Here is a 26,603-nt window from a genome sequence, read left to right on the forward strand (position 1 = left end):
CCAATGACGGATGAATAATAGGACAGTTATTTGCTGGCGTGAAGATAGCTGTCAACAATTATTGACAGCATGGCGGAAAAACGGCCGTTATGGCGTAAAGATATCCGTTCAAAGCCCCGGGCGCCGGGGGAGATGTCCTAAAACCGCCGGTCGCCCGGCGGTTATCAGAAGGCGATCAGGGCTGCGGACCGCTTTTACTTTTTTGTAGCGTCTCTTTCAGCTGACCAATCAGTTCACGACGGAAATCGCCCAGCCGCGGTTTGTCGTCAGCGATCCACGGTAGCGGGCGACACAGCTCCATGGCCTTAATCCCCAGACGTGCCGTAAGCAGCCCGGCGCCAATCCCCTGCGCCGCACGCGCTGAAAGTCTGGCCGCCAGGTCCTGCGACATCCAGTCCATGCCCACTTCCCGCACCAGTTCGCTGGCGCCGGCAAAGGCGATATTCAGCAGCACCAGGCGGAACAGACGCAGGCGGCTGTAATAACCCAGCTCAATGCCATACAGCGTGGCGATGCGGTTGATCAGGCGTAAATTACGCCAGGCGATAAAGGCCATATCCACCAGCGCCAGCGGGCTGACGGCGATCATCAGCGTGGACTCCGCCGCCGAACGGCTGATTTCCCGCCGCGCCTGGGCATCCAGCACCGGCTGCACCAGCTGCGCATACAGGCTGACCACTTCCCGATCGTTTTGCGCTTCATGAATCGCCGCATACCAACGCTGCAGCGCAGGATGCGCCTGATCAAGCCCGGCCTGCTGCGCCAGTTTCTCGCAAAACGCGCGCCCTTTTCCGACCGCGTGACTGTGCATCAAATCCCGCGCCTCGTCGCGCTCATGGGCCCGCTGGCGCAGACGCCACAGTCGCCGCCATTCGGTCGCGACCGACCCAACACCGGCGCCGACAATCAGCGCTCCCGCCGCACAGCCGCCGAGCGCAATCCAGTCCTGGGTTTGCCAGGCGGTCAGGCTCCACTGTACGCCCTGCGCCACAACGCTGACGCCAAAAATAGCCAGACCGGCGCTGACCATGCGGCGCCATAAACTACGTTTTGGCGGCAGAACCGATTCGACCACCGCTTCTGCCGCCCCTTCGTCTTCCTCCAGCGCATCCACTCGCGCCGGGGCAAATTTCGCCGCTTCCGCGCCGTCAAAGGCACGTGCCGATTTCAGCGCCTCCATTTTCTCCGCTTCCAGCGGACCGTCGAAGTCGATACGCGGTTTTAAGGGTTCGCTCATCGCAATTTATCTCCGATCAAAAATTCAAGCGCGGCATCCAGGCGGATATGCGGCAGCGGCTTATCGACGTCCATCACCTGCGGACGGAAATTCTCAAACTGAAACCCCTGCTGCTGCCAGAACGCCTGACCCGGCAACCGGGCCGGAACCTCTCCGGGGTAGACGGTCAGCGGCTGACCGTCGCTCAGGCGGTTGCCGCGCAGCGCGGGGATCTTCTCGCCGTTAACCTCAATCAACCCGCTCTGCGTCGCCTGAATCGATGCCAGTCCCAGACAATCCATACTGATGCCTTCGAACGCGGCATTCTGCCAGGCGTCCTGAATCAGCTGCTGCAGCAGAGAAACCATATTGCCGTGTTGATCGACGGTGACATGATCGGCTTTGGTCGCGGCAAACAGCAGCTTGTCGATCACCGGGGAAAACAGACGGCGGAACAGGGTTCGCTGACCGTAATGGAAGCTCTGCATCAGCTGAGTCAGCGCCAGGCGCATATCGTTGAAGGCCTGCGGGCCGCTGTTCAGCGGCTGCAGGCAGTCCACCAGCACGATCTGGCGGTCAAAACGCAGGAAGTGGTCTTTGTAAAAGCCCTTAACCACTTTTTCGCAGTAATATTTAAAGCGTTCGCGCAGCATTCCGGCGTTGCTGTGTTTATCCGCCTGGGCCAGCTTCGCTTCACCAATTGCGTCCACATCCGGCCAGGGGAAAAACTGCAGGGCCGGCGCCCCGGCCATATCTCCCGGCAGTACAAAGCGTCCCGGCTGAATAAAGTGCAGACCTTCTCGTTTACAGGCATGCAGATACTCCGTCCACGCGGCGGCAATCTCCGCCAGACGGTTTTCATCCGCCGGTGCCAGCGGATCCAGCCCGTCACAGAGCTGACGCCAGCGGGCTGACCACGCCTCACGCTGCCCTTGCAGCAGGCCGGTCATCTGCCGCGACCAGCTGAGGTAGTCCTGCGCCAGCATCGGTAAATCAAGCAGCCACTCGCCCGGATAATCGACAATCTCCAGGTACAGCGTGGAGGTCTCTTTAAAATGGCGGAACAGCGATTCGCTGGAGCGGTAACGCAGCGCCAGACGAATTTCGCTCACTCCGCGGGTCGGCGTCGGCCAGACCGGCGGCGAACCGTACAGCTGCGCCAGCCCTTCATCATAGGTAAAACGCGGAATGCCGAAATCACGTTGCGGAACCCGTTTGACGCCAAGCAGGCGCTCTTCTCTCACCGCGCTAAGCAGCGGCAGGCGCGCCCCGGAGTGAATATTCAGCAGTTGATTGACCAGCGCGGTGATAAAGGCGGTTTTACCGCTGCGGCTCAGGCCCGTGACCGCCAGACGCAAATGGCGGTCAACGCCGCGGTTCACCAGCGCATTAAATTCAGTTTTGAATCGCTTCATTGCCATCCTGTTATGCTCTGAAGGAAAGTGCTTTGATTATAAGCTATTAGGTGAGGATAAGTAGCAAGATTCCCGCCCGTGATGCCGGAGGCTGAGCGCTGATGGCATTCACCTCAGTGGCTGCGCGCAGGCGCGCCTGCGCGAGTTCACCCCGTCCACCCCGTCGACGTCGGTACGATGCGCCTGACGCATCGCCTCGTTCGATCATTTCATCCCGCGGGCAAAACGATTGGCCAGACGGCTGAGCAACGGTTCCAGCGCCACCGCCAGCAGCATTTTTAATGGCCGACGCGCCACCGATTTCACCGCCCAGCCGGCAACGCCCGCCGGGCCATAACGTAACGCGGTCAGCAGAACCAGCTTACCCGCGATTTTCAGGCCGGGTTTCACTTTTTGCCCCGCCTGCTGCCATTTTATATTCATGCGTGACCTCAGATTTCAGTTAGAGCTGGCGAAAACGGCTGCGTAACGTAAAGGTATCCGACGTGACATAGCGTTCCATTTCGCGCAGGCGGCGTTCGCTGGCCGCCAGTTCTTGATCCGCCGCGGCCAGCAGCTCACCGCTGGTCGGCATTTTCTCGCCGTACAATTCACTTTCCGGCATCGGGTCAAGAGCGAATGTCAGGATGATGTACGCCACCACCACAAAGAAAAACAGGCCAAAGATCATCGCCAGTACGGTAATCAGTCGTACCAGCTTGACCGGCACATCCAGATACTGCGCGATACCGGCGCAGACGCCTTTTACCATGCCGTGCTGCGGCACGCGCCACAGTTTTTTATTCAGATCCAGTCCGCCCATTATTTGTCTCTCCAGTTCGGATGTTCGGCATCAAGAATGTCTTCCAGCGTCTGAATACGTTCGCGCATGCGCTTTGCATCGTCGGTCAGCTGCAGCAAACGCTGCTGTTCATTCTGCGATAAGCTGCCGCTCGCGGTGCGGTTGTTGTAGTGCAGCCAAAGCCAGACCGGTAAAACGAACAGCACAAACAGCGTCAGGGGTATGGCAATAAAAAGCGTACTCATGTGTACTCCTTACAGTGAGTGAACGGCGGCGCATAGCAGCGCCGCAACGCGTTATCCTTCAGAACGTCGGGGCATCGACCCACGACCAGCTTTAGCTGAGGCCGCCAGACCCGGCCTGCCTGTCCCGAAGGCGCTGGCCTATGCCATTAGTTGTTTTGATTCATTTTGCTTTTCAACGCCGCCAGCTGTGCGCTGATTTCATCATCCGCTTTCAGGTCGGCAAACTGCTGATCCAGCGTTTTCTGTTTACCAAAACCGTGGCTTTCCGCTTCGGCTTCCATATGATCGATGCGGCGTTCAAAGGATTCAAAACGCGCCATAGCTTCATCAATTTTACCGCTATCCAGCTGACGACGCACATCGCGGGAAGAGCTGGCCGCCTGATGACGCAGAGTCAGCGCCTGCTGGCGAGCGCGGGTTTCGCTCAGTTTATTCTCCAGCTCACCAATCTCTTTTTTCATGCGCGTCAGCGTTTCATCAACCATCTGCGCTTCATTTTCCAGACTGCCGATAAGGTCGGTCAGCTTTTGCTTTTCGATAAGCGCGGCACGCGCCAAATCTTCTTTGTCCTTACGCAGCGCCAGTTCCGCTTTTTCCTGCCACTCGGCCTGCTGGGCAAGCGCTTGTTCAATTCGGCGGCTCAGCTGTTTCTTTTCCGCCAGCGCGCGTGCCGAAGTCGAACGCACTTCGACCAGCGTATCCTCCATCTCCTGGATCATCAGACGAACCAGCTTCTGCGGATCTTCCGCTTTCTCCAGCAGGGAGTTGATGTTGGCGTTCACGATGTCGGCAAAACGAGAAAAAATACCCATAACGTTGATCCTCATAGTTCTGATTTCAGGCCGGGGCCTGTGATGATACTTACGCTGATTAATACAAATCCTGTGCCAACTTTTTATCTTGTTGATTTTAAAAGGAGTGGTTGTTATCTGCACAGCAGGTTGCTACAGTAACCTGGTGAATCACACGATTAAATGGCGAATTTCATCATGGCGGAATACAAGGATAACCTGCTCGGAGAAGCGAACAGCTTTCTCGAGGTGCTGGAACAAGTGTCGCGGCTGGCGCCGCTGGACAAACCGGTGCTGGTCATTGGTGAACGCGGCACCGGTAAAGAGCTTATCGCCAACCGCCTGCACTTTCTCTCTTCGCGCTGGCAGGGACCGTTCATCTCCCTCAACTGCGCGGCGCTGAATGAAAATCTGCTGGATAGCGAACTGTTTGGCCATGAAGCCGGCGCCTTTACCGGAGCCAGCAAGCGTCATCCGGGACGCTTTGAGCGCGCCGACGGTGGAACCCTGTTCCTGGATGAGCTGGCGACAGCGCCGATGCTGGTACAGGAAAAGCTGCTGCGGGTAATTGAATATGGCGAACTGGAGCGCGTGGGCGGCAGTCAGCCGCTGCAGGTCAACGTGCGTCTGGTGTGTGCGACCAATGCCGATCTGCCGCAGATGGTTGAGGCCGGCCATTTCCGCGCCGACCTCCTCGACCGCCTCGCCTTCGATGTGGTGCAGCTGCCGCCGCTACGCGACAGACAGAGCGACATTATGCTGCTGGCAAACCAGTTCGCTATCCAGATGTGTCGTGAACTGGGTCTGCCGCTGTTTCCCGGCTTCAGCGATCGCGCCCGCGAAACGCTGCTCGGCTACCGCTGGCCGGGGAATATTCGTGAGCTGAAAAACGTGGTGGAGCGCTCGGTCTATCGCCACGGCACCAGCGACAGCGAACTGGATAACATCATCATTAATCCGTTCCATCAACCTCTGCCGCTTCAGTCGCCCCCCGCAGACGTTGCCGCGAATCCCGCCGGGCCAACGCTACCTCTGGATCTGCGGGCCTTCCAGCAGGAACAAGAAAAAAACCTGCTGCAGACGAGTCTGCAGCAGGCGAAGTACAATCAGAAACAGGCGGCGGCGCTGCTTGGGTTAACCTACCACCAGCTGCGGGCGCTGCTCAAAAAACATCAGCTGTGAGACCGACACGGCAGCATCAGGGCGCTGACCACCGTTGCCCCCAGGCACATCGCCGCGTTAAACCACAGCGCATACTGGGCGGCGCTGGCCATACCGAGCGGTAAAAACAGCGCAAAAAGTGACGCTGTCACCGCAATTCCCATCGCCCCACCCAGCGAGCTGCCCATTTTGTAAATCCCCGAGGCGACGCCCACTTTGTTTTCCGGCGCGTTGACTACCGCCGTGTCGGTAGAGGGTGTCGCATAGCACCCCAGCCCGAGGCCAAACAGCACGTTGCTGAGAAAAACGGTGACGATATAGAGCGACTTATCGAGAAAGGTGCAGGAGATAAGCACAATCGCCACGGCGGTCAGGAGCGGCCCGGTCATCATCGGCAGCCTGGCCCCGTAGCGCTGCAGCAGCTTTTCCCCCACGCGGATCATCGCCAGAACGGTCACCAGATAGCCCAGCGTCATGCCGCCGGTCTCCAGCGGGCTCATATTGTGCCCTTTTTGCAGCCAGATACTGGTGATCATCATCGTGCCAATCGCGCCGTTAAGCAGAAAGTTTGACAGCACGGCGGCGCTGTAGGCCCGGTTGCGAAACAGTGCAAAATCAATCAGCGCGGCGTCCCCTTTGCGCAGGCCGCTGCGGATGAAAAACCCTGCCGCCAGCAGCGAGCCGGCAAACATCGTCAGCGACAGGCCGCTGCTCCAGCCCCACCCGTGCCCCTTACTGATAAACAGATTCAACAGCACCAGCGACGCGATCAGGCTCAACAGGCCGCTGATATCCAGCTTTTGCTGCTGCGCGCCGGCGCTACGGCTTTCCGGCGTACCGCGAAGCAGCAGCAGCGCCACCAGCGCAACGGCAATGGAAAAGACAAAGATCCAACGCCAGCCAAGACCGGTCGCGATGGCGCCGCCGACGAATGAACATAGCCCGCTACCGCCCCACGAACCGATAACCCAGAAGCTCACTGCGCGCTGGCGGGCCTTGCCTTCATACCAGGTTTTGATCAATGCCAGGGTCGCGGGCATGATGCAGGCCGCCGACAGCCCCTGTAAAACGCGCCCGGCGAGAAACAGCCAGGGTCCCTGGGCCAGGATCAGCAGCGCACTACCGGCAATACTCAATCCTAAGCCGATATGGGTCATGCGCATCCGGCCAAATTTATCCGCCAGCCCGCCGCTGGCGACAACAAAGCAGCCGCTGAAAAGTGCGCTGAGGCTGACGGCAAGCGTCAGCGTCTCCAGGGAAATATCCAGACTGTTTTTCATTGCCGGCACGACGTTGATAACCGACTGGGCAAACAGCCAGAAGGTCAGCACGCTCAGCACGATGCCCGCCAGCAGACGATCGGTGCCGACAAACGGTGTGTCGGTCAGAGATACGGAGCTCATAGAGTGCCTCCGGGATACTTCGTCCTTTTAGGACGGCGAGGAAAGGAGCTGGGTTTCCCCCTGACTGCTTTTGATTTGACCATCGTCAATATCCTTCACATTTTTATGCGTATTTTCTGAGGCTATGAGACGCGCCTATAAATACAGGTTTTATCCAACACCCGGGCAAGCTGAGCTTCTGGCTCAAACGTTCGGATGCGTGCGTTTTGTCTATAACTCGATCCTGCGCTGGCGTACCGATGCCTACTACGAACGCCAGGAGAAAATCGGCTATACACAAGCCAGTGCCCGTCTGACAGCACTGAAAAAAGAGCCAGAATTTGTCTGGCTGAATGACGTTTCCTGCGTGCCACTACAGCAAGCCTTGCGCCACCAACAAACGGCGTTTTCGAACTTCTTCGCCGGACGTGCCGCATATCCTGCCTTTAAGAGCAAACGCCATAAACAGACGGCAGAGCTGACCGCCAGCGCGTTTAAATACCGTGACGGCAGGTTGTACTGGCAAAATGCAAAGCGCCTTTAGACGTGCGCTGGAGCCGTGAATTACCGTCTGCACCCTCTACCGTCACTATTTCAAAAGATGCCGCCGGACGATATTTCGTCTCCTGCCTTTGCGAGTCTGAACCTGTATCACTGCCGATCGCCGCTTCCACCGTCGGCATTGATGTCGGTTTAAAAGATTTGTTCGTCACCGATACCGGATTTAAACAAAGCAATCCCCGCTATACTGCTAAATACGCAGCACGCCTGGCTCTACTCCAGCGCCGGTTAAGCAAAAAGGCCAGAGGATCGAAAAACCGCGCCAGGGCTCGCTTAAAAGTTGCCCGACTTTACGCAAAAATTGCCGATTGCCGACTGGATGCCTTGCACAAGGCAACCCGCAAACTGATTAACGATAACCAGGTTGTTTGCGTCGAATCCCTTAAGGTGAACAACATGCTCCGCAACCCGTCACTATCCAAAGCGATAGCAGACGCGAGCTGGAGCGAATTCGTGCGCCAGCTCCGGTATAAAGGCGAATGGGCAGGGCGTAGCGTGGTCGCAATTGACCCGTATTTTCCGTCCTCAAAACGCTGTAGCTGTTGCGGTTTCACCATGCAAAAAATGCCTCTTGATGTTCGTAAATGGCACTGCCCTGAATGCGGCGCAGACCATGACCGTGACATTAACGCGGCCCGGAATATAAAAGCTGCCGGACTGGCAGTGTTAGCTTGTGGAGAGTCTGTAAATCCTAAAACGCTTAGTGCGGCTCAGGTTCGACTCCGCGAAACAAGAATCCCCTTCCTTCAGGGTGGGGAGTGTCAAAATAGGGTCCTCCGGTCGCGGGTCGTTAGCGCAGATAATGTTCCGTCAGGCCGCACCACAGCGCCGCGCCCTTGAGCAGGATCTCGTCGTTAAAATCATAGCCGGGGTTATGCACCATACAGCGATCGGCTTCATCTCCGGCGCCGATAGTGAAATAACACCCGTTCGGATTATGTTCGAGCATAAAGGCAAAATCTTCGCTGCCCATAAACGGTTTCACCTCCCCGACCTGCGCTTCGCCAAACAGCGACGTCGCCACCTCGCGCACCATCTGATTCGCGGCGGGATCGTTTTTCAGCACCGGACTGCCGTTGACATGGGTTAAGGTGGCCGTGGCGTTAAAGCTTTCCGCCTGGGCAACGGCAATATCGTGAATGCGCTGCAGGACCGTTTCCCGCACCTGCTCATTCAGCGTGCGGACCGTCAGCTTCATCAGCACCTTATCGTTGATAATGTTTGGCGCATGTCCCGCCTGAATACTGCCGACGGTCACCACCGCCGGTTCAAATGGCGTGATATTGCGCGACACGATGGATTGCAGCGCCAGCGTGATGTGACAGGCAACCAGCGTGGCGTCAACGGTATGCTCCGGTACCGCCCCGTGCCCGCCCACTCCCTTGACCTCAATATGCAGGGTATCGGAGGAGGCCATCATGGCGCCGTCGCGCAGGCCAATGTTACCCACCGCCTGCCCCGGCATATTGTGCAGACCAAAGATCAGGTCGCAGGGGAATTTATCGAACAGGCCGTCTTCCACCATAACCCGCCCGCCGTACAGCAGCTCTTCAGCGGGCTGAAAAATCAGCTGTAGCGTGCCATTAAACTGCCGGGTACGCGCCAGATACTCGGCGGCGTACAGGAGCGTGGTGGTGTGTCCGTCATGACCGCAGCCGTGAAAACGACCATCGACCTGACTGGCCCAGGCTTTACCGCTCGCCTCCTGCATCGGCAGCGCGTCCATGTCGGCGCGCAGGCCGAGGCGACGCTGACCGCTGCCGACGGTCAGGCTCCCGACCACGCCGGTTCCCGCCAGACCACGATGCACCTCATAGCCCCACTCGGTCAGCAGGCGTGCCACTTCATCGCTGGTTTGATGTTCTTCGAAGCCGATCTCCGGCTGCTGATGGAAACGGCGACGCAGGGCGATAAACTGCGCTTCATTAACCTGTAAGGCCTCAATAAGTGGATGTGTCATTTTTGTTATTCCTTCATTGGGTTTGCGCGACACTTCCGAGTTTATGCGGTTAAAAAGTCTACGATGCGCTATTTTTTGTTTTATATTGACGGATTATTCATGAGTGCTTTTCATAAAAATCGGTTATGACAAAAAATAACCTGTTATTTTTTGTCTTTGAGGGGACGTTACGGTGGAACACCATTCAGGCGATTTTAGCGTCGTGGTTCGCGATGTTCGTCAGTACAGTCAACAGGATAGCGATGCCTTAACGTTGCTGTGGGTGCTGGAAGGCCGCGTCGGGCTGCATGACGGCGATCTCCGTCAGCAGCTGGATACTGACGACCTGGCGATAGTGAACCGTCATCAGCGCTGGAGCCTGACCGCCGCCGCCGCCAATGCGGTGATGCTGTTGACCCTGCCTTATGGCTGGCTGACGCGTCTTGACGGTGATTTTTTCGCCGTTGACTACCAGGTCACCGACGCCACCCGCGATGCCGATGATAACCTGCGCCATCTGATGCGCCAGCTGTTGGTCATTGAACTGGTGAATCACCAGTCCCGCTACCGCCTGGAAGCCAATCGCTGGCTCAGTGAAATTGCCCTGCTGCTGGCTACTCGCTACACCCGGCCCGTCATCGCCAGGACACAGCGCGGAGCGGAGAAGTGGAGCCGCCGCATTGCCCGGGTGGTGGCGCGGATCGAGGCCAACTATCAGCAGCGGCTTTCGCTACACGATGTCGCCGCGGCCGAATTTGTCTCCGAAGCCTGGCTATCCAGGCTGTTTCGCAAGGAGGTCGGCGTAAGCTTTGTGCAGTACATTACCGCTCTGCGTCTCAACAAGGCGGCGGAACAGCTCCTCACCACCCGCAAGTCGGTGCAGCAGATTGCCCAGGAGCAGGGGTTCGCCAGCACCCGCATCATGAGCGACCTGTTTAAACGGCTGCATGAACTGACGCCGCGTCAGTTTCGCCAGCAGCATCCGCAGAGCCACCAGGAATCCGTCCGTTCACGGATAGGCCAGGCCGATATCTGGCAGCCGGTAGCCGTGGAGCGCCTCTATGCCCGGCTGAATGAGCCGGAGAAAAACGGCTGGGATAATCCTCCGCCGCGGCTGAATCCGCAGCAGACCCGCCAGATTGATCTGCGTCAGCTACCGGGCCGGGCCACGCCATTACGCCATACCCGAATCGTGGTCACCGTGCGCGAACTGGACGATTTATTACGCGAAGATGTCCGCCGCGAGCTGGAGCGGCTGCACGATACCCTGCCGGTCTATGCGATTGATATTCACGACCCGTTTCTCAGCAGCAGACTGTTCGCCACCGGCTGGGATGACCCGCAGATGGCAGGCTATGCCTGCTGGTACCAGCTGCAGCAAATTTTCAGCTGGCTGGCCAACATGGGCTGGGGGCTGATTTTGCATACCGGGCTGACCACCCGCTGCGATCTGCTACAGCGTTTTTTACGCCTCGCCGCGAATCACTTCCCTCCGGCGACGCTTGCCAGCTGGCGATTTGTCTGGCACTGGTCACCGCAGGCCAGCGAAGAGGCGCGCCAGCACGCCTGGCAACAGCAGCGCGACACGCTGCGGGCGATAGTGCCGCAGTCGCAGCTGGGGATCTGGCATCGCTTCCCGGAGAGCGCCATTGCTGAAGACACTCTGCTCCGTTCGCCGCTGTTGACCGAAGCCAGTTTTCTCGCCTGTCAGGCCGATGCGAACGAACTGCTGGATCTGGCCCAGCTCGATAGCAGCAGACTGGCCGCCAGCGAAAACTATCCGGTACATAAACTGCGCCAGATCCATAGCGCCCTGCGCCAGCGCCAGCTGTCGCTTCCCGTCTGGCTGCTCTCCTGGAATACGTTGACCGGCAACACCCGCGACACCAACGGCCGTTTCTTTCGCGGCGCGCTGTTGATGGATAACCTGCTGGGGCTGGCGGATCAGGTGTGGCTGGCCGGGTTCTGGCTCAACTCAGGCCTGCAGGGCGAAGCGCGGGCGAACGGCAAGCTGGATACCTCGAGCCTGGCGCTGCACTATCTGCACGGCCTCCCGCGTCCGGTTTACTGGGTGCTGTGGCTGTGGCGCCGCCTGCGTGGGGAGGTGCTGGTGAATGACAAAAATCTGCTGCTGTTACGCCACGGGGAACATTACCAGCTGCTGTTACGTAATACGGTGGTGTTCAATCCCTGGCTCTCCAGCGAAGAGGCTTTTATCCAACGCTTCAGCCAGCCCTATAGCGTACAGCTATTGGGGCTGGAGGGCCGCTGGCGGGTTAAACAGCATCTCTTCGATCGCCATCACGGGGCGTTATTCCCGCTTTTTGACGCCTTCCGCAGCCAGAGCGGGCCGGAAGAAGAGGATTATCACTGGATAATGCACAAAGCCCGCCCGGCGCTGAGCGTCTCAGAAGAGCGGCAGGAAAACGGCTGGCATGTCGTCGACTCGCTGGAAAGCAACGCCCTGGTTCTCTACGAATTTACCCCGGTAAGTGACTAACCTCTCCACCATCAGATAACGGCGTTCCCTGTTTTACCCAATCATGGATTTTCACCCGGCTCTCCTCGGTTGCCGGGTTAAATACCATCATGGTGAGGTCCGGGCGGCCATCAACGGTAAAGGTGGAAAACTCCAGCTCAATCATACCAAGCTGCGGATGATGCATGCGCTTAAAGCCTTCGCCCTGCCCGGCCACATCATTGCTGCGCCAGAAGGTGTCAAATTCCGGGCTCTGACGGCAGAGTTCGGCGATGAGCCGTTCGTTTTCCGGCGATGCGCCTACCCGGGCAACATCGGCACGAAAGGCGCTGACGATAAGGCGGGCAACGGACGACCAGTCTTCCAGCGCGCTGCGCGCAGAGCGGTGGGTAAACAGGCGACGGAGAATATTACGTTCGGCGGGCGCCAGCCGGCCGTAGTCGGTCAGGACACGGGCGGCGGCATCATTCCACGCAATCACGTCCCAGGCGACGGTTTTGACGATCGCTGGAACGGGGAAGGCATCCAGCACCCGCTGTAAACGCGGGGTAATGTCGTCGGAGACAATCAGCCGGGTTTCCGGCGGATGGCCAAATGCCAGAATAAACAGGTGTTCACGCTCCGGCGTTGTCAGCCTTAATCCACCGGCAATACGGCCCAGCACTTCCCGGGATGGCGCTCCGCCGCGCCCCTGTTCCAGCCAGGTGTACCAGGTGGGGCTGATATTTGCCAGCTGAGCAACCTCTTCGCGCCGGAGCCCGGGCGTGCGCCGACGGCCTGGCGTGAAGCCAAATGTTGCCGGATCGAGCCGTAAACGCCGCGCCCGCAGAAATTCACCCAATGCATACGTTGAAGAGTCGCTCATACTCAGCCTGTTAGTCTTTATACCCTGATAATGTCTCTACTTTTATCGTATCGCGTTAAGACTACCATAGCCTGGATACTCATTCTGGAGGCAGGTTATGCGAATTTTTCTCACCGGCGCGAGCGGATTTATCGGCTCACGTATTCTCAGCGAACTGCTGGCCGCCGGGCACCAGGTCACCGGCCTGGCGCGTTCAGAGGCCAGCGCCCTCGCGCTGCAGACGGCAGGCGCAGAAGTGCAGTACGGAAGCCTGGAAGATCCGGACTCGCTGCTGGCGGCGGTCGCCCGCTGCGATGCGGTGATCCACACCGCTTTCGATCATGATTTCAGCCGCTTTGTGGAAAACTGCGAAAAAGACCACCGCGTTATTCTCGCCATCGGCGCGGCGTTGAAAGGCAGCCGGCGGCCGCTCATCATCACCTCCGGTACCGCCATGGGTGACATCGGTAACGGACTACCCGCCAGTGAAATGCACTTCAACCCCGGGCACCCGAACCCGCGCGTCGCCTCAGAGCGTGCGGGAAACCGGCTGCTGGATGCCGGGGTTGATGTCCGGGTGGTGCGACTGCCTCAGGTGCATGACACCACCCGCCAGGGCTTATTGACCTATTACATCGCGCAGGCGGCAGAAAAAGGGGTCGTGGCCGTGGTCGGCGAGGGGAATAACTGCTGGTCGGCCGCCCACATCAGCGATGTTGCCGCGCTGTATCTGCGGGTACTGGAACAAGGTCTGGCCGGCAGGCGCTATCATGCCGTTGATGAAGAGGCGATCCCCTCTCTGCGCATCGCCGAGGCGGTGGCGGAGAAACTGCACCTGCCGCTGCAGTCCCTGAGCGCCGATCGCGCGGCGGCCCACTTTGGCTGGTTTGCCGCCTTCGCCGGCATGGATTTACGCGCAACCTCGGTCTGGACCCGTCAGCAGCTGAACTGGCGGCCCACCGGCCCGGGCCTGCTGGACGATCTGCGTCGCCTGAATCACGATAAGTGACAATGTCACCAAAAAGGCGGCCGTATGCTTAGCGCGCGCTGAGCCGGCGGCCCTTTTTTTATCTCGCCGCCCGGATAAATTTGTCAGACAAAATTGATGGGCCACGCATTTTCTCCGCCGGGAGCGGAATAAGGTAGTTGCGGTACTCCATCGAGGATAAAACCGTGAAAAAATTACTGATATGTTGCCTGTCCGGCGAGACAGCGAACATCTTAGCGAAGAAAATGCAAAAAATAGCGGATGCGCAGGGTTTGAATCTGTTAATTAGCGCCGTAGGCCTGGAGAATGTGTTTAGCGTTGCCCCGGCCTACAACGCCGTATTAGTGGCGCCGCATATTCAATATAAAAGGGATGAGATCGCTAACGTGCTGCAAGACCAACAGGAGATTGCGGTTATTGAGAGCCTGCCCTACGCCGCATTCAACGGCGACAGCGTGCTTAAATTTGCGCTGGCCAATCTGTCGCAATCGCTCACCTGACAGAGCATGAAACAATGCGGGTAAGTCGCAGACGGCCGGCCCGCATTATCCCGCATCGTCGGTATTGAATGACCCCCGGCGCTCCCGCCCTCCGAGTTAATTATTTGTAACTGGTAAGATGTGCCAATGTGAATTATAGTCTGCGCATCATCGTTCAATGGACTGAAAACGCACATGATTCCGGTTAATATTCATACTCTTAGTCGCTATGCGGCCCATGTCAGCCTGACCCACACGATGAAAAACCATCGTTCGCCCGCCCTCTCCGTAATGATGATCTTCTCCGATTTATGTATCCGTTCAACCCTGGATTCCTACAGCGAACAGGGCTGGGAAATTAGCGAGAAGTGCAGCGGACTGGTTCTGCGCAGCTTTGTTGCCACCCATCGGGGTGGGATGGCGATCGAAATCACGCCAAAGGATTATATCGGTCGATATAACCGCTTACTTCCGCTGTAAGCGTCGGTGAATTAACAGCTAACTGGAGAAAGTGGCAATAAAAAGATACCATGTTTCATTATCCGCCATACACCGCATGAATATGCTGAGAAGCGCCTAAAAGAGCACCATACCCTCAGGTTTTTGATGAATATCAATCCACAGCTCCCTTTGCAGCATCACGATCGGCGCAACCCGTGCTCTCGTACGCTTTGTCCGTTTATTCAGGGAGATGGAGGATAAAAACGCCTGGTGGTTTTACGAGGTATACTCGAAGTAGCGGTGTGGTATGCATTCGAACCTGCGGAACAGCACGGCGGCGCAGCCGTCGTGATATTGTCCCTGTGAGCGTTGAAGGTGATGGAATATGTCATTCAATATTAATAAGATAGAGCACCGCTCTATCATCATAAAAACATTATGCGCCTGAAAATATCTTCTCTCCTGGCGGTAGCATCGCTGCTGTGCGGGCAGGCTGTTGCCGCGCCCACGCTGCCTGCGAATGCCGATATTCGCGATAGCGGCTTTGTTTACTGCGTCAGCGGTCAGGTTAATACCTTTAACCCGCAGAAAGTCAGCAGCGGTCTGATTGTCGACACGTTAGCCGCCCAGCTGTACGATCGCCTGCTGGATGTCGATCCCTATACCTACCGTCTGGTCCCTGAGCTGGCCGAAAGCTGGGAAGTCCTGGATAACGGCGCGACTTACCGCTTCCATCTGCGTAGCCACGTCCCTTTCCAGTCGACATCCTGGTTTAAACCCACCCGCGCCTTTAACGCTGACGATGTGATTTTCACCTTCAGTCGTATTTTTAACCGTGACGATCCGTGGCACAGCGTCAACGGCAGCAGCTTCCCCTATTTCGACAGCTTACAGTTCGCCGACAGCGTCGAAAGCGTGCGTAAGCTGGACAACCAAACCGTCGAATTTCGCCTGAAGCGCCCGGATGCCTCGTTCCTCTGGCACCTGGCCACCCACTATGCGTCGGTCATGTCTGCGGAATACGGCGCGCAGTTGACCAAAGCCGATCGTCCGGAACAGCTTGACCGTCAACCGGTCGGTACCGGTCCGTTCCAGCTGGAAGAGTACCGCGCCGGGCAATACGTGCGCCTGCAGCGCCATCCGGATTACTGGCGCGGCAAACCGCTGATGCCGCAGGTGGTGGTCGACCTCGGTTCCGGCGGTACCGGCCGCTTGTCGAAACTGCTCACCGGGGAGTGCGATGTTCTGGCCTGGCCTGCCGCCAGCCAGTTGACCATTTTACGCGACGATCCCCGTCTGCGTCTGACGCTACGCCCGGGAATGAATATCGCCTGGCTGGCGTTCAATACCGCCCGGCCGCCGCTGGATAAACCGGAAGTTCGCCATGCGCTGGCGCTGGCTATCAACAACCAACGCCTGATGCAGTCTATTTATTACGGTACGGCGGAAACCGCCGCGTCGATGTTGCCGCGCGCCTCGTGGGCCTACGATAACGACGCTAAAATTACCGAATACAATCCAAAAGAAGCGCGCGAGCGGCTCAAAGCGCTGGGGCTGGAAAAGCTGACGCTCAAGCTCTGGGTGCCCACCAGCTCACAGGCCTGGAACCCCAGCCCGCTGAAAACCGCCGAGCTGATTCAGGCGGACATGGCGCAAATTGGCGTGAAGGTGATTATTGTGCCGGTCGAAGGCCGTTTCCAGGAGGCCAGGCTGATGGACATGAACCACGATCTGACGCTCTCCGGTTGGGCCACGGACAGCAACGACCCGGATAGTTTTTTCCGCCCGCTGCTGAGCTGTGCGGCCATTGCCTCACAGACCAACTTCGCCCACTGGTGCAATCGCGAATTTGACGAGGTATTGCAAAAGGCCCTGCGCTCGCAGCAGCTGGCGTCGCGCATTGAAGCCTATAAAGAGGCGCAGCATATCCTGGCCCGCGACCTGCCGGTGCTGCCGCTGGCGTCATCGCTGCGTCTGCAGGCCTACCGCTATGATATGAAAGGTCTGATACTGAGTCCGTTTGGCAACGCTTCCTTTGCGGGCGTCTCGCGGGAGAAAAAAGACGAGGTGAAAAAACCATGATTATTTTTACCCTGCGCCGCCTGCTGCTGCTGCTGGTCACCCTCTTTTTCCTGACCTTCGTCGGCTTCAGCCTGAGCTATTTTACCCCCCACGCCCCGCTGCAGGGCGCGTCGCTGTGGAACGCCTGGCAGTTTTGGTTCAGCGGGCTGTTGCACTGGGACTTCGGGGTCTCCAGCATTAACGGTCAGCTGATTTCCGAACAGCTGAAAGAGGTTTTCCCTGCCACCATGGAGCTGTGTATCCTCGCGTTTGGCTTCGCGCTGCTGGTGGGTATCCCCGTCGGTATGCTGGCGGGGATTATGCGCAACAAGTGGCCCGATACGCTGATCAGCGCCCTCGCGCTGCTTGGCTTCTCGATTCCCGTGTTCTGGCTGGCGCTGCTGCTGACGCTCTTTTTCTCTCTGACCCTCGGCTGGTTCCCGGTCTCCGGGCGCTTCGACCTGCTGTACGAAGTGAAAACGGTTACCGGTTTTGCGCTGATTGACGCCTGGCTGTCCGATTCGCCGTGGCGCCATGAGATGATCGTCAGCGCCGTTCGCCATATGGTGCTGCCGGTACTGACGCTGGCGGTCGCCCCCACCACCGAAGTGATCCGCCTGATGCGCATCAGCACCAGCGAAGTGTATGACACCAACTACGTGAAGGCGGCGGCTACCCGCGGCGTGTCGCGACGTACGATTTTACACCGCCACGTGCTGCACAACGCTCTGCCGCCGGTGATCCCACGTCTTGGGCTGCAGTTTTCAACCATGCTGACCCTGGCGATGATCACTGAAATGGTGTTCAGCTGGCCGGGGCTCGGTCGCTGGTTGATAAACGCGATTCGCCAGCAGGATTACGCCGCCATTTCGGCCGGCGTGATGGTCATTGGCGCACTGGTGATTACCGTCAACGTGATATCAGATATTCTGGGTGCGATGGCTAACCCGCTGAAACATAAGGAATGGTATGCCCTACGATAGTGTGTATCTGGAAAAGCGTCCGCCCGGGGCGCTGCGTACCGTCTGGCGAAAATTCTACGGCGACACGACTGCGATGATCGGCCTGTACGGCTGCGCGGGTCTGGTGCTGCTGTGCGTCTTCGGCGGCTGGTTTGCCCCTTATGGTATCGATCAGCAGTTTCTTGGCTACCAGCTGTTGCCGCCGTCATGGTCGCGCTATGGCGAAGTGTCGTTCTTCCTCGGGACCGACGATCTCGGTCGCGATGTATTGAGCCGTCTGCTGAGCGGCGCGGCGCCGACCGTCGGCGGCGCTTTTGTCGTCACCTTCGCGGCGACGCTGTTTGGCCTGGTGCTCGGCGTCGTCGCCGGCTCAACCCATGGCCTGCTGTCGGCGATGTTGAACCATATCCTCGATACCCTGCTGTCGATTCCGTCGCTGCTGCTGGCCATTATTGTCGTGGCTTTCGCCGGGCCGCATCTGAGCCACGCGATGTTCGCCGTCTGGCTGGCGCTGCTGCCGCGTATCGTGCGTTCGGTCTACAGCATGGTGCATGATGAGCTGGAAAAAGAGTACGTCATCGCCGCCCGTCTCGACGGCGCGTCGACATTAAATATTCTCTGGTTTGCGGTGCTGCCGAATATCGCCTCCGGGCTGGTCACGGAGATCACCCGCGCATTATCCATGGCGATTCTCGATATCGCTGCCCTGGGCTTTCTCGACCTCGGCGCCCAGCTTCCCTCCCCGGAATGGGGGGCGATGCTGGGCGACGCGCTGGAGCTGATTTACGTCGCGCCATGGACGGTAATGCTGCCCGGTGCGGCGATTATGATTAGCGTCCTGTTGGTCAACCTGCTGGGCGACGGGATCCGCCGCGCCATTATCGCCGGGGTGGAATAATGCCGTTACTTGATATTCGCAACCTGACCATTGAGTTCAAAACCAACGAGGGCTGGGTCAAAGCCGTCGACCGCGTCAGCCTGACCCTTGCGGAAGGTGAGATTCGCGGCCTGGTGGGCGAATCCGGCTCCGGTAAAAGTTTAATTGCCAAAGCGATCTGTGGCGTCACCAAAGACAACTGGCGGGTCACCGCCGACCGTATGCGTTTCGATGATATCGATCTCTTACGCCTTTCCAGCCGCGAACGCCGCAAGCTGATTGGCCACAACGTGTCGATGATTTTTCAGGAGCCACAGTCCTGTCTCGATCCGTCGGAGCGTATCGGCCTGCAGTTAATGCAGAATATCCCCGGCTGGACCTTTAAAGGCCGCTGGTGGCAGCGTATCGGCTGGCGAAAACGCCGGGCCATCGAACTGCTGCATCGTGTCGGGATTAAAGATCACAAAGACGCCATGCGCAGTTTTCCCTACGAATTAACCGACGGGGAGTGTCAGAAGGTGATGATTGCCATCGCCCTCGCCAACCAGCCGCGTCTGCTGATCGCCGATGAGCCGACCAACGCCATGGAACCAACAACCCAGGCGCAAATCATCCGCCTGCTTACGCGTCTGAATCAGAACAATAACACCACCATTTTGCTGATCAGCCACGATATGCAGATGCTCAGCAAATGGGCGGATAAAATCAATGTCATGTACTGCGGACAAACGGTAGAAACGGCGCCCAGCGAAGAGCTGGTGACAACGCCTCATCATCCGTATACCCAGGCATTAATCCGCGCGATCCCGGATTTTGGCAGCGCGCTCCCGCATAAAAGCCGCCTGAATACGCTGCCGGGAGCCATCCCTCTGCTCGAGCAGCTGCCGATCGGCTGCCGTCTTGGACCGCGGTGCCCCTACGCGCAGCGTGAATGCATTGAAACGCCGCGCCTGACCGGAGCCAGAACGCATCTGTACGCCTGTCATTTCCCGCTAAACATGGAGAAAGAGTGAAATGGTCGAAACATTGCTCGAAGTCCGTAATCTGAGTAAGACCTTTCGCTACCGTACCGGCTGGTTTCGTCGTCAGATGGTGGAAGCGGTGAAACCGCTCAGTTTTACGCTGCGCGAACGCCAGACGCTGGCGATTATCGGCGAGAACGGTTCAGGAAAATCGACCCTGGCGAAAATGCTGGCGGGCATGATCGAACCGACATCCGGCGAGCTGTTGATTGACGATCATCCGCTGACGTTTGGCGACTACTCTTTCCGCAGTCAGCGTATCCGCATGATCTTTCAGGACCCGTCGACCTCGCTGAACCCGCGGCAGCGTATTTCGCAGATCCTCGACTTCCCGCTGCGCCTGAATACCGACCTCGAACCAGAGGCGCGGGAGAAGCAGATTATTGAGACGCTGCGAATGGTCGGCCTGCTGCCGGACCACGTGAGCTACTATCCGCATATGCTGGCTCCCGGCCAGAAGCAGCGTCTGGGCCTCGCGCGCGCGCTGATTCTGCGTCCGAAAGTGATCATCTGTGATGAAGCCCTGGCGTCGCTGGATATGTCGATGCGTTCGCAGCTGATCAACCTGATGCTGGAGTTACAGGAGAAACAGGGGATTTCGTATATCTACGTGACCCAGCATCTGGGGATGATGAAGCATATCAGCGACCAGGTTCTGGTGATGCATCAGGGCGAGGTCGTCGAGCGCGGCAGTACTGCCGATGTGCTGGCGTCACCGCTGCACGACCTCACCCGACGTCTGATTGCCGGCCACTTTGGCGAGGCGCTGACCGCCGATGCCTGGCGCAAAGACGGTAAATAACCGTCCGCGCCGGCAGCAGCTCCATCGGCTCTAGTCCGGGAACACGCTCTGCGTCGGCAGCACGCGACGATCAAAACGACGCAGCGCGTAGTAAAGAGCCCCGGTCCCGAACCAGCCGATAATCCAGGAGACATCGTTGCCGGCAAACAGCCACGTCAGCGAGCCGTGATACAGCGGGTTCTCAATAAACGGCAGCTGGATAAGCACGCCGGCCACATAAACGACAATCGCGTAGATGTTCCAGTATCCGTAACGCTGTTGCGGATCGGAGAGCGCGGGAATATCCACGGCGCCTGCGGAAATCAGATAGTAGTCGGTCAGACTGATGGCGCTCCACGGAACGAAAAACGCCAGCAGGAAGAGCAGAAAATGGGTGAAGTTCTTTAAGAACGCCGGCTCGCTCAACAACGCAATCACGCATGAGATAGCCACCATCAGCACCACGAAGAGAATACGCGCCCGCTTCGACAGCGAAGCCTGACGGCGAAATCCGGAAACGATGGTGCTCAGCGACATAAAGCTGCCGTAGGCGTTCAGGGTGGTAAAGGTGATTTTGCCAAAGCAGATCGCAAAGTAAATCACCATCGCCATCAGCTGGCTTTTGCCTAACCCGACGATAAAGCTCACTTCATGGCCGGAAAACGCGCTGCCGGCGATAGCCGCCGTCAGAACGCCTAGCGTCATCGATGCCTGAGTCCCCAGCACCGTACCGCTGAAGACGCACAAAAACGTTTTCGCGCCCGAGACATTGCGCGGCAGATAGCGAGAGTAATCGGAAACGTAGGGGCAGAACGCAATCTGCCACGACGATGATAACGACACGGCCAGTAAAAACATCGGCAGAGAAAAATGGTTATTCTGCGCGATCGCCGGCAGATTGGCGGACAGCAGCAGCGTCACGAACAGATAGACAAACGCCAGCACCCCGACCACGCTCGCCACTTTGCCCAGCTTATGGATGACCCTATAGCCCAGCACGGCAATCACAATAATAATCGCGCTGAACAACAACATGCCGGCCACGTCAGAGATCGACAGCAGCCTTGCCATTGCCTGACCGGCCAGTACGGTACCGCTGGCCGAAAAGCCGACATACATCACGCACACCAACACCAGCGGCACCACGGCACCAAACACGCCAAACTGCGCCCGGCTGATGATCATCTGCGGCAACCCCAGGCGCGGCCCCTGTAGCGCATGCAGGGACATCACCGCCGCGCCAAGCACCTGCCCCACCAACAGCCCAATCAGCGACCAGACAACATCGCCCCCCAGCACCACCGCCAGCGCACCGGTGACGATGGCGGTAATCTGCAGATTACCGCCGAACCACAGCGTAAACTGGCTAAAGGGATGCCCGTGGCGTTCGCGGTCAGGAATATAATCGATCGACCGCGTTTCCGTTAACCCCTGTTCGCGCTGGGTTGACTGCCGGTCGGCTGGTGAAAAAGAAGACATTATTTCCTCGCTATAGATTATTGTTATTGTTGTGTTTTATTTTCTTATTCTGTTGCTATTGACCGTTCAGGCGCGATGCCATCCAGTCAGCCCGATGGCTTTTGATGGTCGCCACCGCTTTGGCGATTTCTGGCGCCAGCCAGCGATCGTCTTCCCATGTCGCCACGCGCTGTCGCAGCAGCGCCAGCGCGTGACGCGTGCCGGCTGCCAGCATGTCCTGAGCATGAAACTCCAGCCCCTGAGCGGCCAGCAGATACTCGATCGCCATAATTTGATACAGGTTGGCCAGCAGGCGCTGTAGCTTGAGCGACGCGCCGGTCCCGAGGCTCAGGTGATCTTCCTGCAGCGCCGAGGTCACAAAATTATCAAGCACCGCCGGCTGCGCCAGCTGCTTGTTCTCCGCACAAAGCGAGGCCGCGACGTACTGGGCGATCATCATCCCGGAGTTCACCCCGGGTTTGGCCACCAGGAACGCCGGCAGGCCGCTGATTAACGGGTTGACCAGGCGATCCAGACGCCGCTCGGCAATCGCGCCCAGTTCGGCCATCGCAATCGCCAGCACATCACAGGCCATGGCGACCGATTCCCCATGCGGATGCGCCTGCGATACCACTCGCCAGTTCTCGAGGGTGCCGAGAATCAAGGGATTATCCGTACAGGCGTTCAGCTCGGTGTTAATTTGCCGCTCGGCATGATCGAACTGATCGCGGCAGGCGCCGTGTACCTGCGGCATAGATCGCAGACTGAGCGCATCCTGGGTACGTATCCCCTGGCTGACGCTCAACAGTGGACTGTCGGCGAGCAGCTGGCGTAATCGGGCGCCGCTGTGCTGCATGCCAGGACTGGCCTTCAATGCCAGGATCTCGGCGTCAAACGCCACGATCTGTCCGCGCAGCGCTTCAAAACTCATCGCACCGGTGACGTCGGCCCAGTCCAGCAGTTGGCTGGCGTCGTCGAGGGCCAGACAGGCCATTCCGGTCATACACGGCGTCCCGTTGACCAGGCTTAATCCCTCTTTTGCCCCCGGCGAAATGGCGGATAGTCCCGCCTGCGCCAGCGCTTCGGCAGCAGGAACCACCCGCCCCTGCCAGCTCACCTCGCCGATCCCCATCAGCGCCAGACCGATATGCGCCATATGCGTCAGATAGCCCACCGAACCTTGCGAAGGCACCTGCGGCGTGATTTGCTGATTCAGGAAGGCGAGCAGCTGTTGCACGATGGCGCAGGAAATCCCGGACTTACCATGGCTGTAGTTGGCGACGGCGGCGCACATAATGGCCCGCGTCTGGGCGTCGTCCAGCAGAGGGCCGACGCCGCAGGCGTGGCTCAACAGCGTATTGCGCGATAGCTGGCTCAGCTGCTCTTCAGGCAGAGTGATATTGCACAAGGCTCCGAGGCCGGTATTAATCCCGTAGGCTATCTGCCCCGCGTCGATAATATGCTGAACAATCGCTCGCCCCTGTGCGATGCGCTCCCAGGCGCCGGCGCTGAGCGCCAGCTGCGCCTGGCCTCTGGCGACCTGCACAACCTCCTGCCAGCATAACGGGGCGTCGCCCCACAGCACCTGTTGGTTCATACGGATTGTCCTGGTTGGTGATGGCTGGAAATAAACTGTTGAAAACGCGGCGACCCATGCGCGCCGAACAGCGCCTCCGGCGCGCCGTCGCAATCAATCGTGCCTTGATGCATAAACACCACGCGGTTGGAGACATGGCGGGCAAAGCCTAGCTCATGCGTGACCACCAGCATCGTGCGCCCCTCTTCCGCCAGGCTGCGCATCACTTTTAATACTTCGCCCACCAGTTCCGGATCTAACGCCGAAGTCGGCTCATCAAAGAGCATCACCTCCGGATCCATCGCCAGCGCCCGGGCTATCGCCACGCGCTGTTGCTGACCTCCCGAGAGCTGGGCCGGGTAAAAATCCTTGCGGTTCAACATGCCGACGCGATCGAGCAGCTGCTCCGCCTGTTCAATGCACTCCTGCTTACTGCGTTTGAGGACGTAATGCGGCCCTTCAATCACGTTTTGCAGCACCGTCATATGCGACCACAGGTTAAAGCTTTGGAACACCATCCCCAGCCGCGAACGCAGACGTTCGATCTGCTTAGGGTTGGCCGCTAAACGGTGGCCGCGCGCATGGTGTTTCATCTCAATGGTTTCACCCCCCACGCTGACCACGCCCGCATCGGGTGTTTCCAGCAGGTTGATGCAGCGCAACAGCGTACTCTTACCTGAACCGCTGGCGCCCAGAATCGAGATCACATCGCCTTTTTGCGCCTGGATAGAAATTCCCTTCAGCACATCAAGTGAACCAAAGGATTTATGGATATCGCTGACGGACAGCGTCACGGGACGGGGATCGTGCATACTATTCTCCTTTGGCGGCCGGTTTGAGTGCGACGGTGGCCGGGGTTTGCCGGGTATGCGGCGTCAGACGACGCTCAAGCAGCGCATAAAGCTGTACGATGATAAAGTTGAGCAGCAAATAGATAACCGCGGCGCAGAGAAAGACCTCCATCGTCCGGTAGGTTCTCTGGATAATTTGCTGCGCCACGCCGGTCACATCCCACACCGTCACCAGACTGGCCAGCGCGGTGGATTTCACCAGCAAAATCGCCTCGGTTGAGTAGGCCGGCAGCGCATAGCGCAGCATCACCGGGGCGATGATGCGGCGCAGCAGCAGAAAACGGGACATCCCGCATGCCTGTCCGGCTTCAATCTGGCCAGAGGGCACCGCCAGCAGCGCGCCGCGCAGGATTTCCGCGGTGTAGGCGGCGGTACACAGCGCCAGCGCCAGCACCGCGCAGATAAACGGCTCGCGCAGCAGCGGCCACAGAAAACTGTGGCGAATCACGCCAAACTGCCCCAGCCCGTAATAGATAAGAAACAGCTGGATCAGCAGCGGCGAACCGCGAAACACCAGAATGTAACCTTTGGCAACATTGCTGAGCAGCGGCCAGCGGCTCATGCGCAGCGCCAGAACCCCCACCGCCAGTACGCCGCCGCAGAGAAAGGAGCAGATAAACAGCCCCAGCGTGACCGGCAGCGCGGCACAGAGCTTGAGGAAGGTATCGCTGAGAAAGGCAACGTCGATAAACATAAATTCTCCTTAAGCCTGAGCCGCGGTACGGCGCAGCCAGGCGCGATTCAGGCGAAGTTCCGCCCGAATAAACGCCCGGTTGGACACCAGGGTGAGTATCAGGTAGCAGCCGCCGCCAATCACATAGAACAGGAAGTATTCGCGGGTGGAGCCAGCGGCGATCTGGCTGGCGCGCATTAGCTCCGCAATCCCCGTCACCGAGACCAGCGCCGAATCTTTAAGGCTCATCTGCCAGACGTTTGACAACCCAGGCAGCGAATAGCGGGCAATCTGCGGCAGCATGATGCGCTGAAAAATCCGCCAGCGCGGCATGCCGATTGCCGATGCCGCCTCGACTTCACCGGGCATCAGCGCCAGGCGCGCCGCGCGGTAAACTTCAGCCTGATAAGAGGCGGAAATTAAGCCGATAGCCAGCGAGCCAATCAGAAACGGCGGGACCTCGATAAAGCCGTCGGCGCCAAACAGCTGACCAATCGCCGAGACCAGTCCAGACCCGCCAAAATAGAACAGGTAAATGACCAGCAGCTCAGGAATGCCGCGGAATACCACCGAATAGGCGGAGCCGAACCAGCGCACGGGGGCGTGCGGCGACAGCTTTGCTGCGGCAATCATGCCGCCGACCACGGCGCCGACCGCTAACGCGGCGAGAGACAGCAGCAGCGTGGTCAGCGTCGCGCTCAGGATGAGCGTTCCCCAACCGTTCTCACCAAAACTCAGCAGACTAAGCATCTTCAACCTCACTTATGGCGTGACATCGCTTTTAAACCATTTTTCGCTCAGCTTTTTCACCGTTCCGTCCGCCAGCGCGGCCTGAATCGCGGTATCCAGCTTCGCTTTTAAATCGACATCAGCGTGACGAACGCCCATCGCTTCGCCCTCGCCCCAGATGGGGCCGCTCAGCTGCGGGCCGCTGAAGTTGAGGTTGCTGTTTTCCGGACGCGCAAGGGTGGTGTTGGCGAAGGTAATATCGTCGAAGACGGCATCAATACGTTCGGCCTGGAGATCCAAAATAGCGTCCGCTGAATTGCTGTATTCACGAATATCGGCCACATCTTTGAAGTATTTGTCGATGAACGGGGTATAAACGGTGCCGGAAGCGATACCGATCGTTTTTCCTTTCAGGGCCGCTTTTAATGGCGCAATCGCCGCCTGAATCTCTTTTTCATCATCGTTAAGCTTGATGGTGTGGTTGGCTCCGGTCGCCGGCGGCAGCAACGTGCCTTTTACCGCGATAAATGACGCCGGTGTTGCGGCATAGGGGACCGTGAAGGAGACCACCTGTTTTCTTTCCGGGGTGATGACGATGGCGTCCATAATCACATCGTATTTCCCGGCGTTGAGTCCGGCGATCATCCCGTCCCAGTTTTGCACCACCAGCTTGCACTCAATGCCCATGCGCTGGCAGAGATTAGCCATCAGTTCTGGTTCGAAGCCGCTGAGCTTGCCGCCCGGCAGCGTCAGGTTCCAGGGTTCATAACCCCCTTCCGTTGCGATGGTGATGGACTTCCACTCTTTGGCATTGACCGTACTGCCGCAGAGCAAAAGTCCTGAAAACAGGGTTGTCAGACAGACCTGGCGAAAAGTGATGCTCTGCTTCAT

25 protein-coding genes and 1 pseudogene are annotated in these 26,603 nt (G+C 58.4%); 11 read left to right on the plus strand and 15 right to left on the minus strand.

From position 1 onward, the window contains the following. Positions 1-175: 175 nt before the first annotated feature. From ROR01S_RS11860 to pspA, 6 genes are all read right to left on the minus strand, one after another. Entirely contained in the window at positions 176-1,237 is a 1,062-nt protein-coding gene (locus ROR01S_RS11860; RefSeq protein WP_064359514.1) for a YcjF family protein, read from the minus strand. After that, the gene (locus ROR01S_RS11865; RefSeq protein WP_004861170.1) at positions 1,234-2,631 is read right to left on the minus strand and encodes a YcjX family GTP-binding protein; all 1,398 of its coding nucleotides are present in this window, start codon (positions 2,629-2,631) and stop codon (positions 1,234-1,236) included. Before ROR01S_RS11865 ends, ROR01S_RS11860 begins: the two co-directional genes overlap by 4 nt. A gap of 204 nt (positions 2,632-2,835) precedes the next feature. Then, positions 2,836-3,054, minus strand: coding sequence for a phage shock protein PspD (gene pspD / locus ROR01S_RS11870; RefSeq protein ID WP_004861166.1), 219 nt, complete (start codon positions 3,052-3,054; stop codon positions 2,836-2,838). A gap of 19 nt (positions 3,055-3,073) precedes the next feature. Next, positions 3,074-3,433 (minus strand): envelope stress response membrane protein PspC, encoded by a 360-nt coding sequence (pspC, locus tag ROR01S_RS11875; protein ID WP_004861164.1) that lies wholly within the window; start codon positions 3,431-3,433, stop codon positions 3,074-3,076. Continuing rightward, positions 3,433-3,657, minus strand: a complete 225-nt coding sequence (gene pspB / locus ROR01S_RS11880) for an envelope stress response membrane protein PspB (protein WP_004861160.1) — start codon at positions 3,655-3,657, stop codon at positions 3,433-3,435. The genes pspC and pspB overlap by 1 nt, the downstream gene beginning before the upstream one ends. A 146-nt stretch (positions 3,658-3,803) precedes the next feature. Continuing rightward, positions 3,804-4,469, minus strand: coding sequence for a phage shock protein PspA (gene pspA, locus ROR01S_RS11885; RefSeq protein ID WP_004861156.1), 666 nt, complete (start codon positions 4,467-4,469; stop codon positions 3,804-3,806). A gap of 162 nt (positions 4,470-4,631) precedes the next feature. Here pspA and pspF point away from each other — a divergent pair, with 162 nt between their 5' ends. Further along, positions 4,632-5,630 (plus strand): phage shock protein operon transcriptional activator, encoded by a 999-nt coding sequence (gene pspF / locus ROR01S_RS11890; RefSeq protein ID WP_162098163.1) that lies wholly within the window; start codon positions 4,632-4,634, stop codon positions 5,628-5,630. Here the strand turns inward: pspF and ROR01S_RS11895 are convergent. Beyond that, positions 5,621-7,012, minus strand: coding sequence for an MFS transporter (locus tag ROR01S_RS11895; RefSeq protein ID WP_064359515.1), 1,392 nt, complete (start codon positions 7,010-7,012; stop codon positions 5,621-5,623). The two genes, pspF and ROR01S_RS11895, sit on opposite strands and share 10 nt — an antisense overlap. A gap of 124 nt (positions 7,013-7,136) precedes the next feature. On the opposite strand from ROR01S_RS11895, the pseudogene ROR01S_RS11900 reads away from it, so the two are divergent. Next, positions 7,137-8,263 (plus strand): annotated as a pseudogene (locus ROR01S_RS11900) (RNA-guided endonuclease InsQ/TnpB family protein); the annotation flags it as partial. A 79-nt stretch (positions 8,264-8,342) separates the two neighbouring features. On the opposite strand, the gene ROR01S_RS11905 reads toward ROR01S_RS11900, so the two are convergent. Next, positions 8,343-9,512, minus strand: coding sequence for a M20 aminoacylase family protein (locus ROR01S_RS11905; RefSeq protein ID WP_004861141.1), 1,170 nt, complete (start codon positions 9,510-9,512; stop codon positions 8,343-8,345). Between the two features lie 172 nt (positions 9,513-9,684). On the opposite strand from ROR01S_RS11905, the gene ROR01S_RS11910 reads away from it, so the two are divergent. Then, positions 9,685-11,991, plus strand: a complete 2,307-nt coding sequence (locus ROR01S_RS11910) for a helix-turn-helix domain-containing protein (RefSeq protein WP_064359516.1) — start codon at positions 9,685-9,687, stop codon at positions 11,989-11,991. Here ROR01S_RS11910 and ROR01S_RS11915 read toward each other — a convergent pair. Further along, entirely contained in the window at positions 11,972-12,835 is an 864-nt protein-coding gene (locus tag ROR01S_RS11915) for a helix-turn-helix transcriptional regulator (RefSeq protein ID WP_004861134.1), read from the minus strand. The two genes, ROR01S_RS11910 and ROR01S_RS11915, sit on opposite strands and share 20 nt — an antisense overlap. A 97-nt stretch (positions 12,836-12,932) precedes the next feature. Here ROR01S_RS11915 and ROR01S_RS11920 point away from each other — a divergent pair, with 97 nt between their 5' ends. The 8 genes from ROR01S_RS11920 (at position 12,933) to sapF (ending at position 20,446) form a co-directional block, all read left to right on the plus strand. Further along, positions 12,933-13,823, plus strand: a complete 891-nt coding sequence (locus ROR01S_RS11920) for an SDR family oxidoreductase (protein ID WP_015584556.1) — start codon at positions 12,933-12,935, stop codon at positions 13,821-13,823. A 164-nt stretch (positions 13,824-13,987) separates the two neighbouring features. Further along, complete coding sequence (locus tag ROR01S_RS11925) at positions 13,988-14,302, plus strand: PTS sugar transporter subunit IIB (RefSeq protein WP_004861127.1); 315 nt, start codon at positions 13,988-13,990, stop codon at positions 14,300-14,302. A 174-nt stretch (positions 14,303-14,476) separates the two neighbouring features. Further along, positions 14,477-14,761: a hypothetical protein gene (locus ROR01S_RS11930; RefSeq protein ID WP_004861126.1), complete on the plus strand. Its 285-nt coding sequence runs from the start codon at positions 14,477-14,479 to the stop codon at positions 14,759-14,761. A 399-nt stretch (positions 14,762-15,160) separates the two neighbouring features. Further along, positions 15,161-16,804: an ABC transporter substrate-binding protein SapA gene (gene sapA, locus ROR01S_RS11935; RefSeq protein ID WP_004861123.1), complete on the plus strand. Its 1,644-nt coding sequence runs from the start codon at positions 15,161-15,163 to the stop codon at positions 16,802-16,804. Further along, entirely contained in the window at positions 16,801-17,766 is a 966-nt protein-coding gene (gene sapB, locus ROR01S_RS11940; protein ID WP_004861121.1) for a putrescine export ABC transporter permease SapB, read from the plus strand. The genes sapA and sapB overlap by 4 nt, the downstream gene beginning before the upstream one ends. Continuing rightward, entirely contained in the window at positions 17,753-18,643 is an 891-nt protein-coding gene (sapC, locus tag ROR01S_RS11945) for a putrescine export ABC transporter permease SapC (protein WP_004861118.1), read from the plus strand. Before sapB ends, sapC begins: the two co-directional genes overlap by 14 nt. After that, positions 18,643-19,635 (plus strand): putrescine export ABC transporter ATP-binding protein SapD, encoded by a 993-nt coding sequence (gene sapD / locus ROR01S_RS11950; RefSeq protein WP_004861115.1) that lies wholly within the window; start codon positions 18,643-18,645, stop codon positions 19,633-19,635. The genes sapC and sapD overlap by 1 nt, the downstream gene beginning before the upstream one ends. 1 nt (position 19,636) lies before the next feature. Further along, a complete protein-coding gene (gene sapF, locus ROR01S_RS11955) occupies positions 19,637-20,446 on the plus strand; it encodes a peptide ABC transporter ATP-binding protein SapF (RefSeq protein ID WP_004861112.1) in 810 nt (269 codons plus the stop codon). A 30-nt stretch (positions 20,447-20,476) separates the two neighbouring features. Here the strand turns inward: sapF and ROR01S_RS11960 are convergent, their stop codons facing one another. From ROR01S_RS11960 to ROR01S_RS11985, 6 genes are read right to left on the minus strand one after another with little or no spacing between them, the layout of a single operon-like run. Next, entirely contained in the window at positions 20,477-21,904 is a 1,428-nt protein-coding gene (locus ROR01S_RS11960) for a purine-cytosine permease family protein (protein WP_004861109.1), read from the minus strand. Positions 21,905-21,959: 55 nt separating this feature from the next. Then, positions 21,960-23,480: an HAL/PAL/TAL family ammonia-lyase gene (locus ROR01S_RS11965; protein ID WP_064357135.1), complete on the minus strand. Its 1,521-nt coding sequence runs from the start codon at positions 23,478-23,480 to the stop codon at positions 21,960-21,962. Beyond that, positions 23,477-24,271, minus strand: a complete 795-nt coding sequence (locus ROR01S_RS11970) for an ABC transporter ATP-binding protein (protein WP_004861098.1) — start codon at positions 24,269-24,271, stop codon at positions 23,477-23,479. The genes ROR01S_RS11965 and ROR01S_RS11970 overlap by 4 nt, the downstream gene beginning before the upstream one ends. A gap of 1 nt (position 24,272) precedes the next feature. Then, positions 24,273-25,004: an ABC transporter permease gene (locus ROR01S_RS11975; protein WP_032717296.1), complete on the minus strand. Its 732-nt coding sequence runs from the start codon at positions 25,002-25,004 to the stop codon at positions 24,273-24,275. 9 nt (positions 25,005-25,013) lie between these two features. Then, positions 25,014-25,733: an ABC transporter permease gene (locus ROR01S_RS11980; RefSeq protein WP_032717294.1), complete on the minus strand. Its 720-nt coding sequence runs from the start codon at positions 25,731-25,733 to the stop codon at positions 25,014-25,016. Positions 25,734-25,745: 12 nt separating this feature from the next. Further along, the gene (locus ROR01S_RS11985; RefSeq protein ID WP_015584562.1) at positions 25,746-26,603 is read right to left on the minus strand and encodes a transporter substrate-binding domain-containing protein; all 858 of its coding nucleotides are present in this window, start codon (positions 26,601-26,603) and stop codon (positions 25,746-25,748) included.

It is taken from the genome of Klebsiella ornithinolytica NBRC 105727 = ATCC 31898 (assembly GCF_001598295.1).
Classification (GTDB): Bacteria; Pseudomonadota; Gammaproteobacteria; order Enterobacterales; family Enterobacteriaceae; genus Klebsiella; species Klebsiella ornithinolytica.

Coding starts and splice junctions, on each gene's coding strand:
- ROR01S_RS11860 (WP_064359514.1), bottom strand. CDS start 1,237: ATGAGCGAACCCTTAAAACCGCGTATCGACTTCGACGGTCCGCTGGAA.
- ROR01S_RS11865 (WP_004861170.1), bottom strand. CDS start 2,631: ATGAAGCGATTCAAAACTGAATTTAATGCGCTGGTGAACCGCGGCGTT.
- pspD (WP_004861166.1), bottom strand. CDS start 3,054: ATGAATATAAAATGGCAGCAGGCGGGGCAAAAAGTGAAACCCGGCCTG.
- pspC (WP_004861164.1), bottom strand. CDS start 3,433: ATGGGCGGACTGGATCTGAATAAAAAACTGTGGCGCGTGCCGCAGCAC.
- pspB (WP_004861160.1), bottom strand. CDS start 3,657: ATGAGTACGCTTTTTATTGCCATACCCCTGACGCTGTTTGTGCTGTTC.
- pspA (WP_004861156.1), bottom strand. CDS start 4,469: ATGGGTATTTTTTCTCGTTTTGCCGACATCGTGAACGCCAACATCAAC.
- pspF (WP_162098163.1), top strand. CDS start 4,632: ATGGCGAATTTCATCATGGCGGAATACAAGGATAACCTGCTCGGAGAA.
- ROR01S_RS11895 (WP_064359515.1), bottom strand. CDS start 7,012: ATGAGCTCCGTATCTCTGACCGACACACCGTTTGTCGGCACCGATCGT.
- ROR01S_RS11905 (WP_004861141.1), bottom strand. CDS start 9,512: ATGACACATCCACTTATTGAGGCCTTACAGGTTAATGAAGCGCAGTTT.
- ROR01S_RS11915 (WP_004861134.1), bottom strand. CDS start 12,835: ATGAGCGACTCTTCAACGTATGCATTGGGTGAATTTCTGCGGGCGCGG.
- ROR01S_RS11920 (WP_015584556.1), top strand. CDS start 12,933: ATGCGAATTTTTCTCACCGGCGCGAGCGGATTTATCGGCTCACGTATT.
- ROR01S_RS11930 (WP_004861126.1), top strand. CDS start 14,477: ATGATTCCGGTTAATATTCATACTCTTAGTCGCTATGCGGCCCATGTC.
- sapA (WP_004861123.1), top strand. CDS start 15,161: ATGCGCCTGAAAATATCTTCTCTCCTGGCGGTAGCATCGCTGCTGTGC.
- sapB (WP_004861121.1), top strand. CDS start 16,801: ATGATTATTTTTACCCTGCGCCGCCTGCTGCTGCTGCTGGTCACCCTC.
- sapC (WP_004861118.1), top strand. CDS start 17,753: ATGCCCTACGATAGTGTGTATCTGGAAAAGCGTCCGCCCGGGGCGCTG.
- sapD (WP_004861115.1), top strand. CDS start 18,643: ATGCCGTTACTTGATATTCGCAACCTGACCATTGAGTTCAAAACCAAC.
- sapF (WP_004861112.1), top strand. CDS start 19,637: ATGGTCGAAACATTGCTCGAAGTCCGTAATCTGAGTAAGACCTTTCGC.
- ROR01S_RS11960 (WP_004861109.1), bottom strand. CDS start 21,904: ATGTCTTCTTTTTCACCAGCCGACCGGCAGTCAACCCAGCGCGAACAG.
- ROR01S_RS11965 (WP_064357135.1), bottom strand. CDS start 23,480: ATGAACCAACAGGTGCTGTGGGGCGACGCCCCGTTATGCTGGCAGGAG.
- ROR01S_RS11970 (WP_004861098.1), bottom strand. CDS start 24,271: ATGCACGATCCCCGTCCCGTGACGCTGTCCGTCAGCGATATCCATAAA.
- ROR01S_RS11975 (WP_032717296.1), bottom strand. CDS start 25,004: ATGTTTATCGACGTTGCCTTTCTCAGCGATACCTTCCTCAAGCTCTGT.
- ROR01S_RS11980 (WP_032717294.1), bottom strand. CDS start 25,733: ATGCTTAGTCTGCTGAGTTTTGGTGAGAACGGTTGGGGAACGCTCATC.
- ROR01S_RS11985 (WP_015584562.1), bottom strand. CDS start 26,603: ATGAAGCAGAGCATCACTTTTCGCCAGGTCTGTCTGACAACCCTGTTT.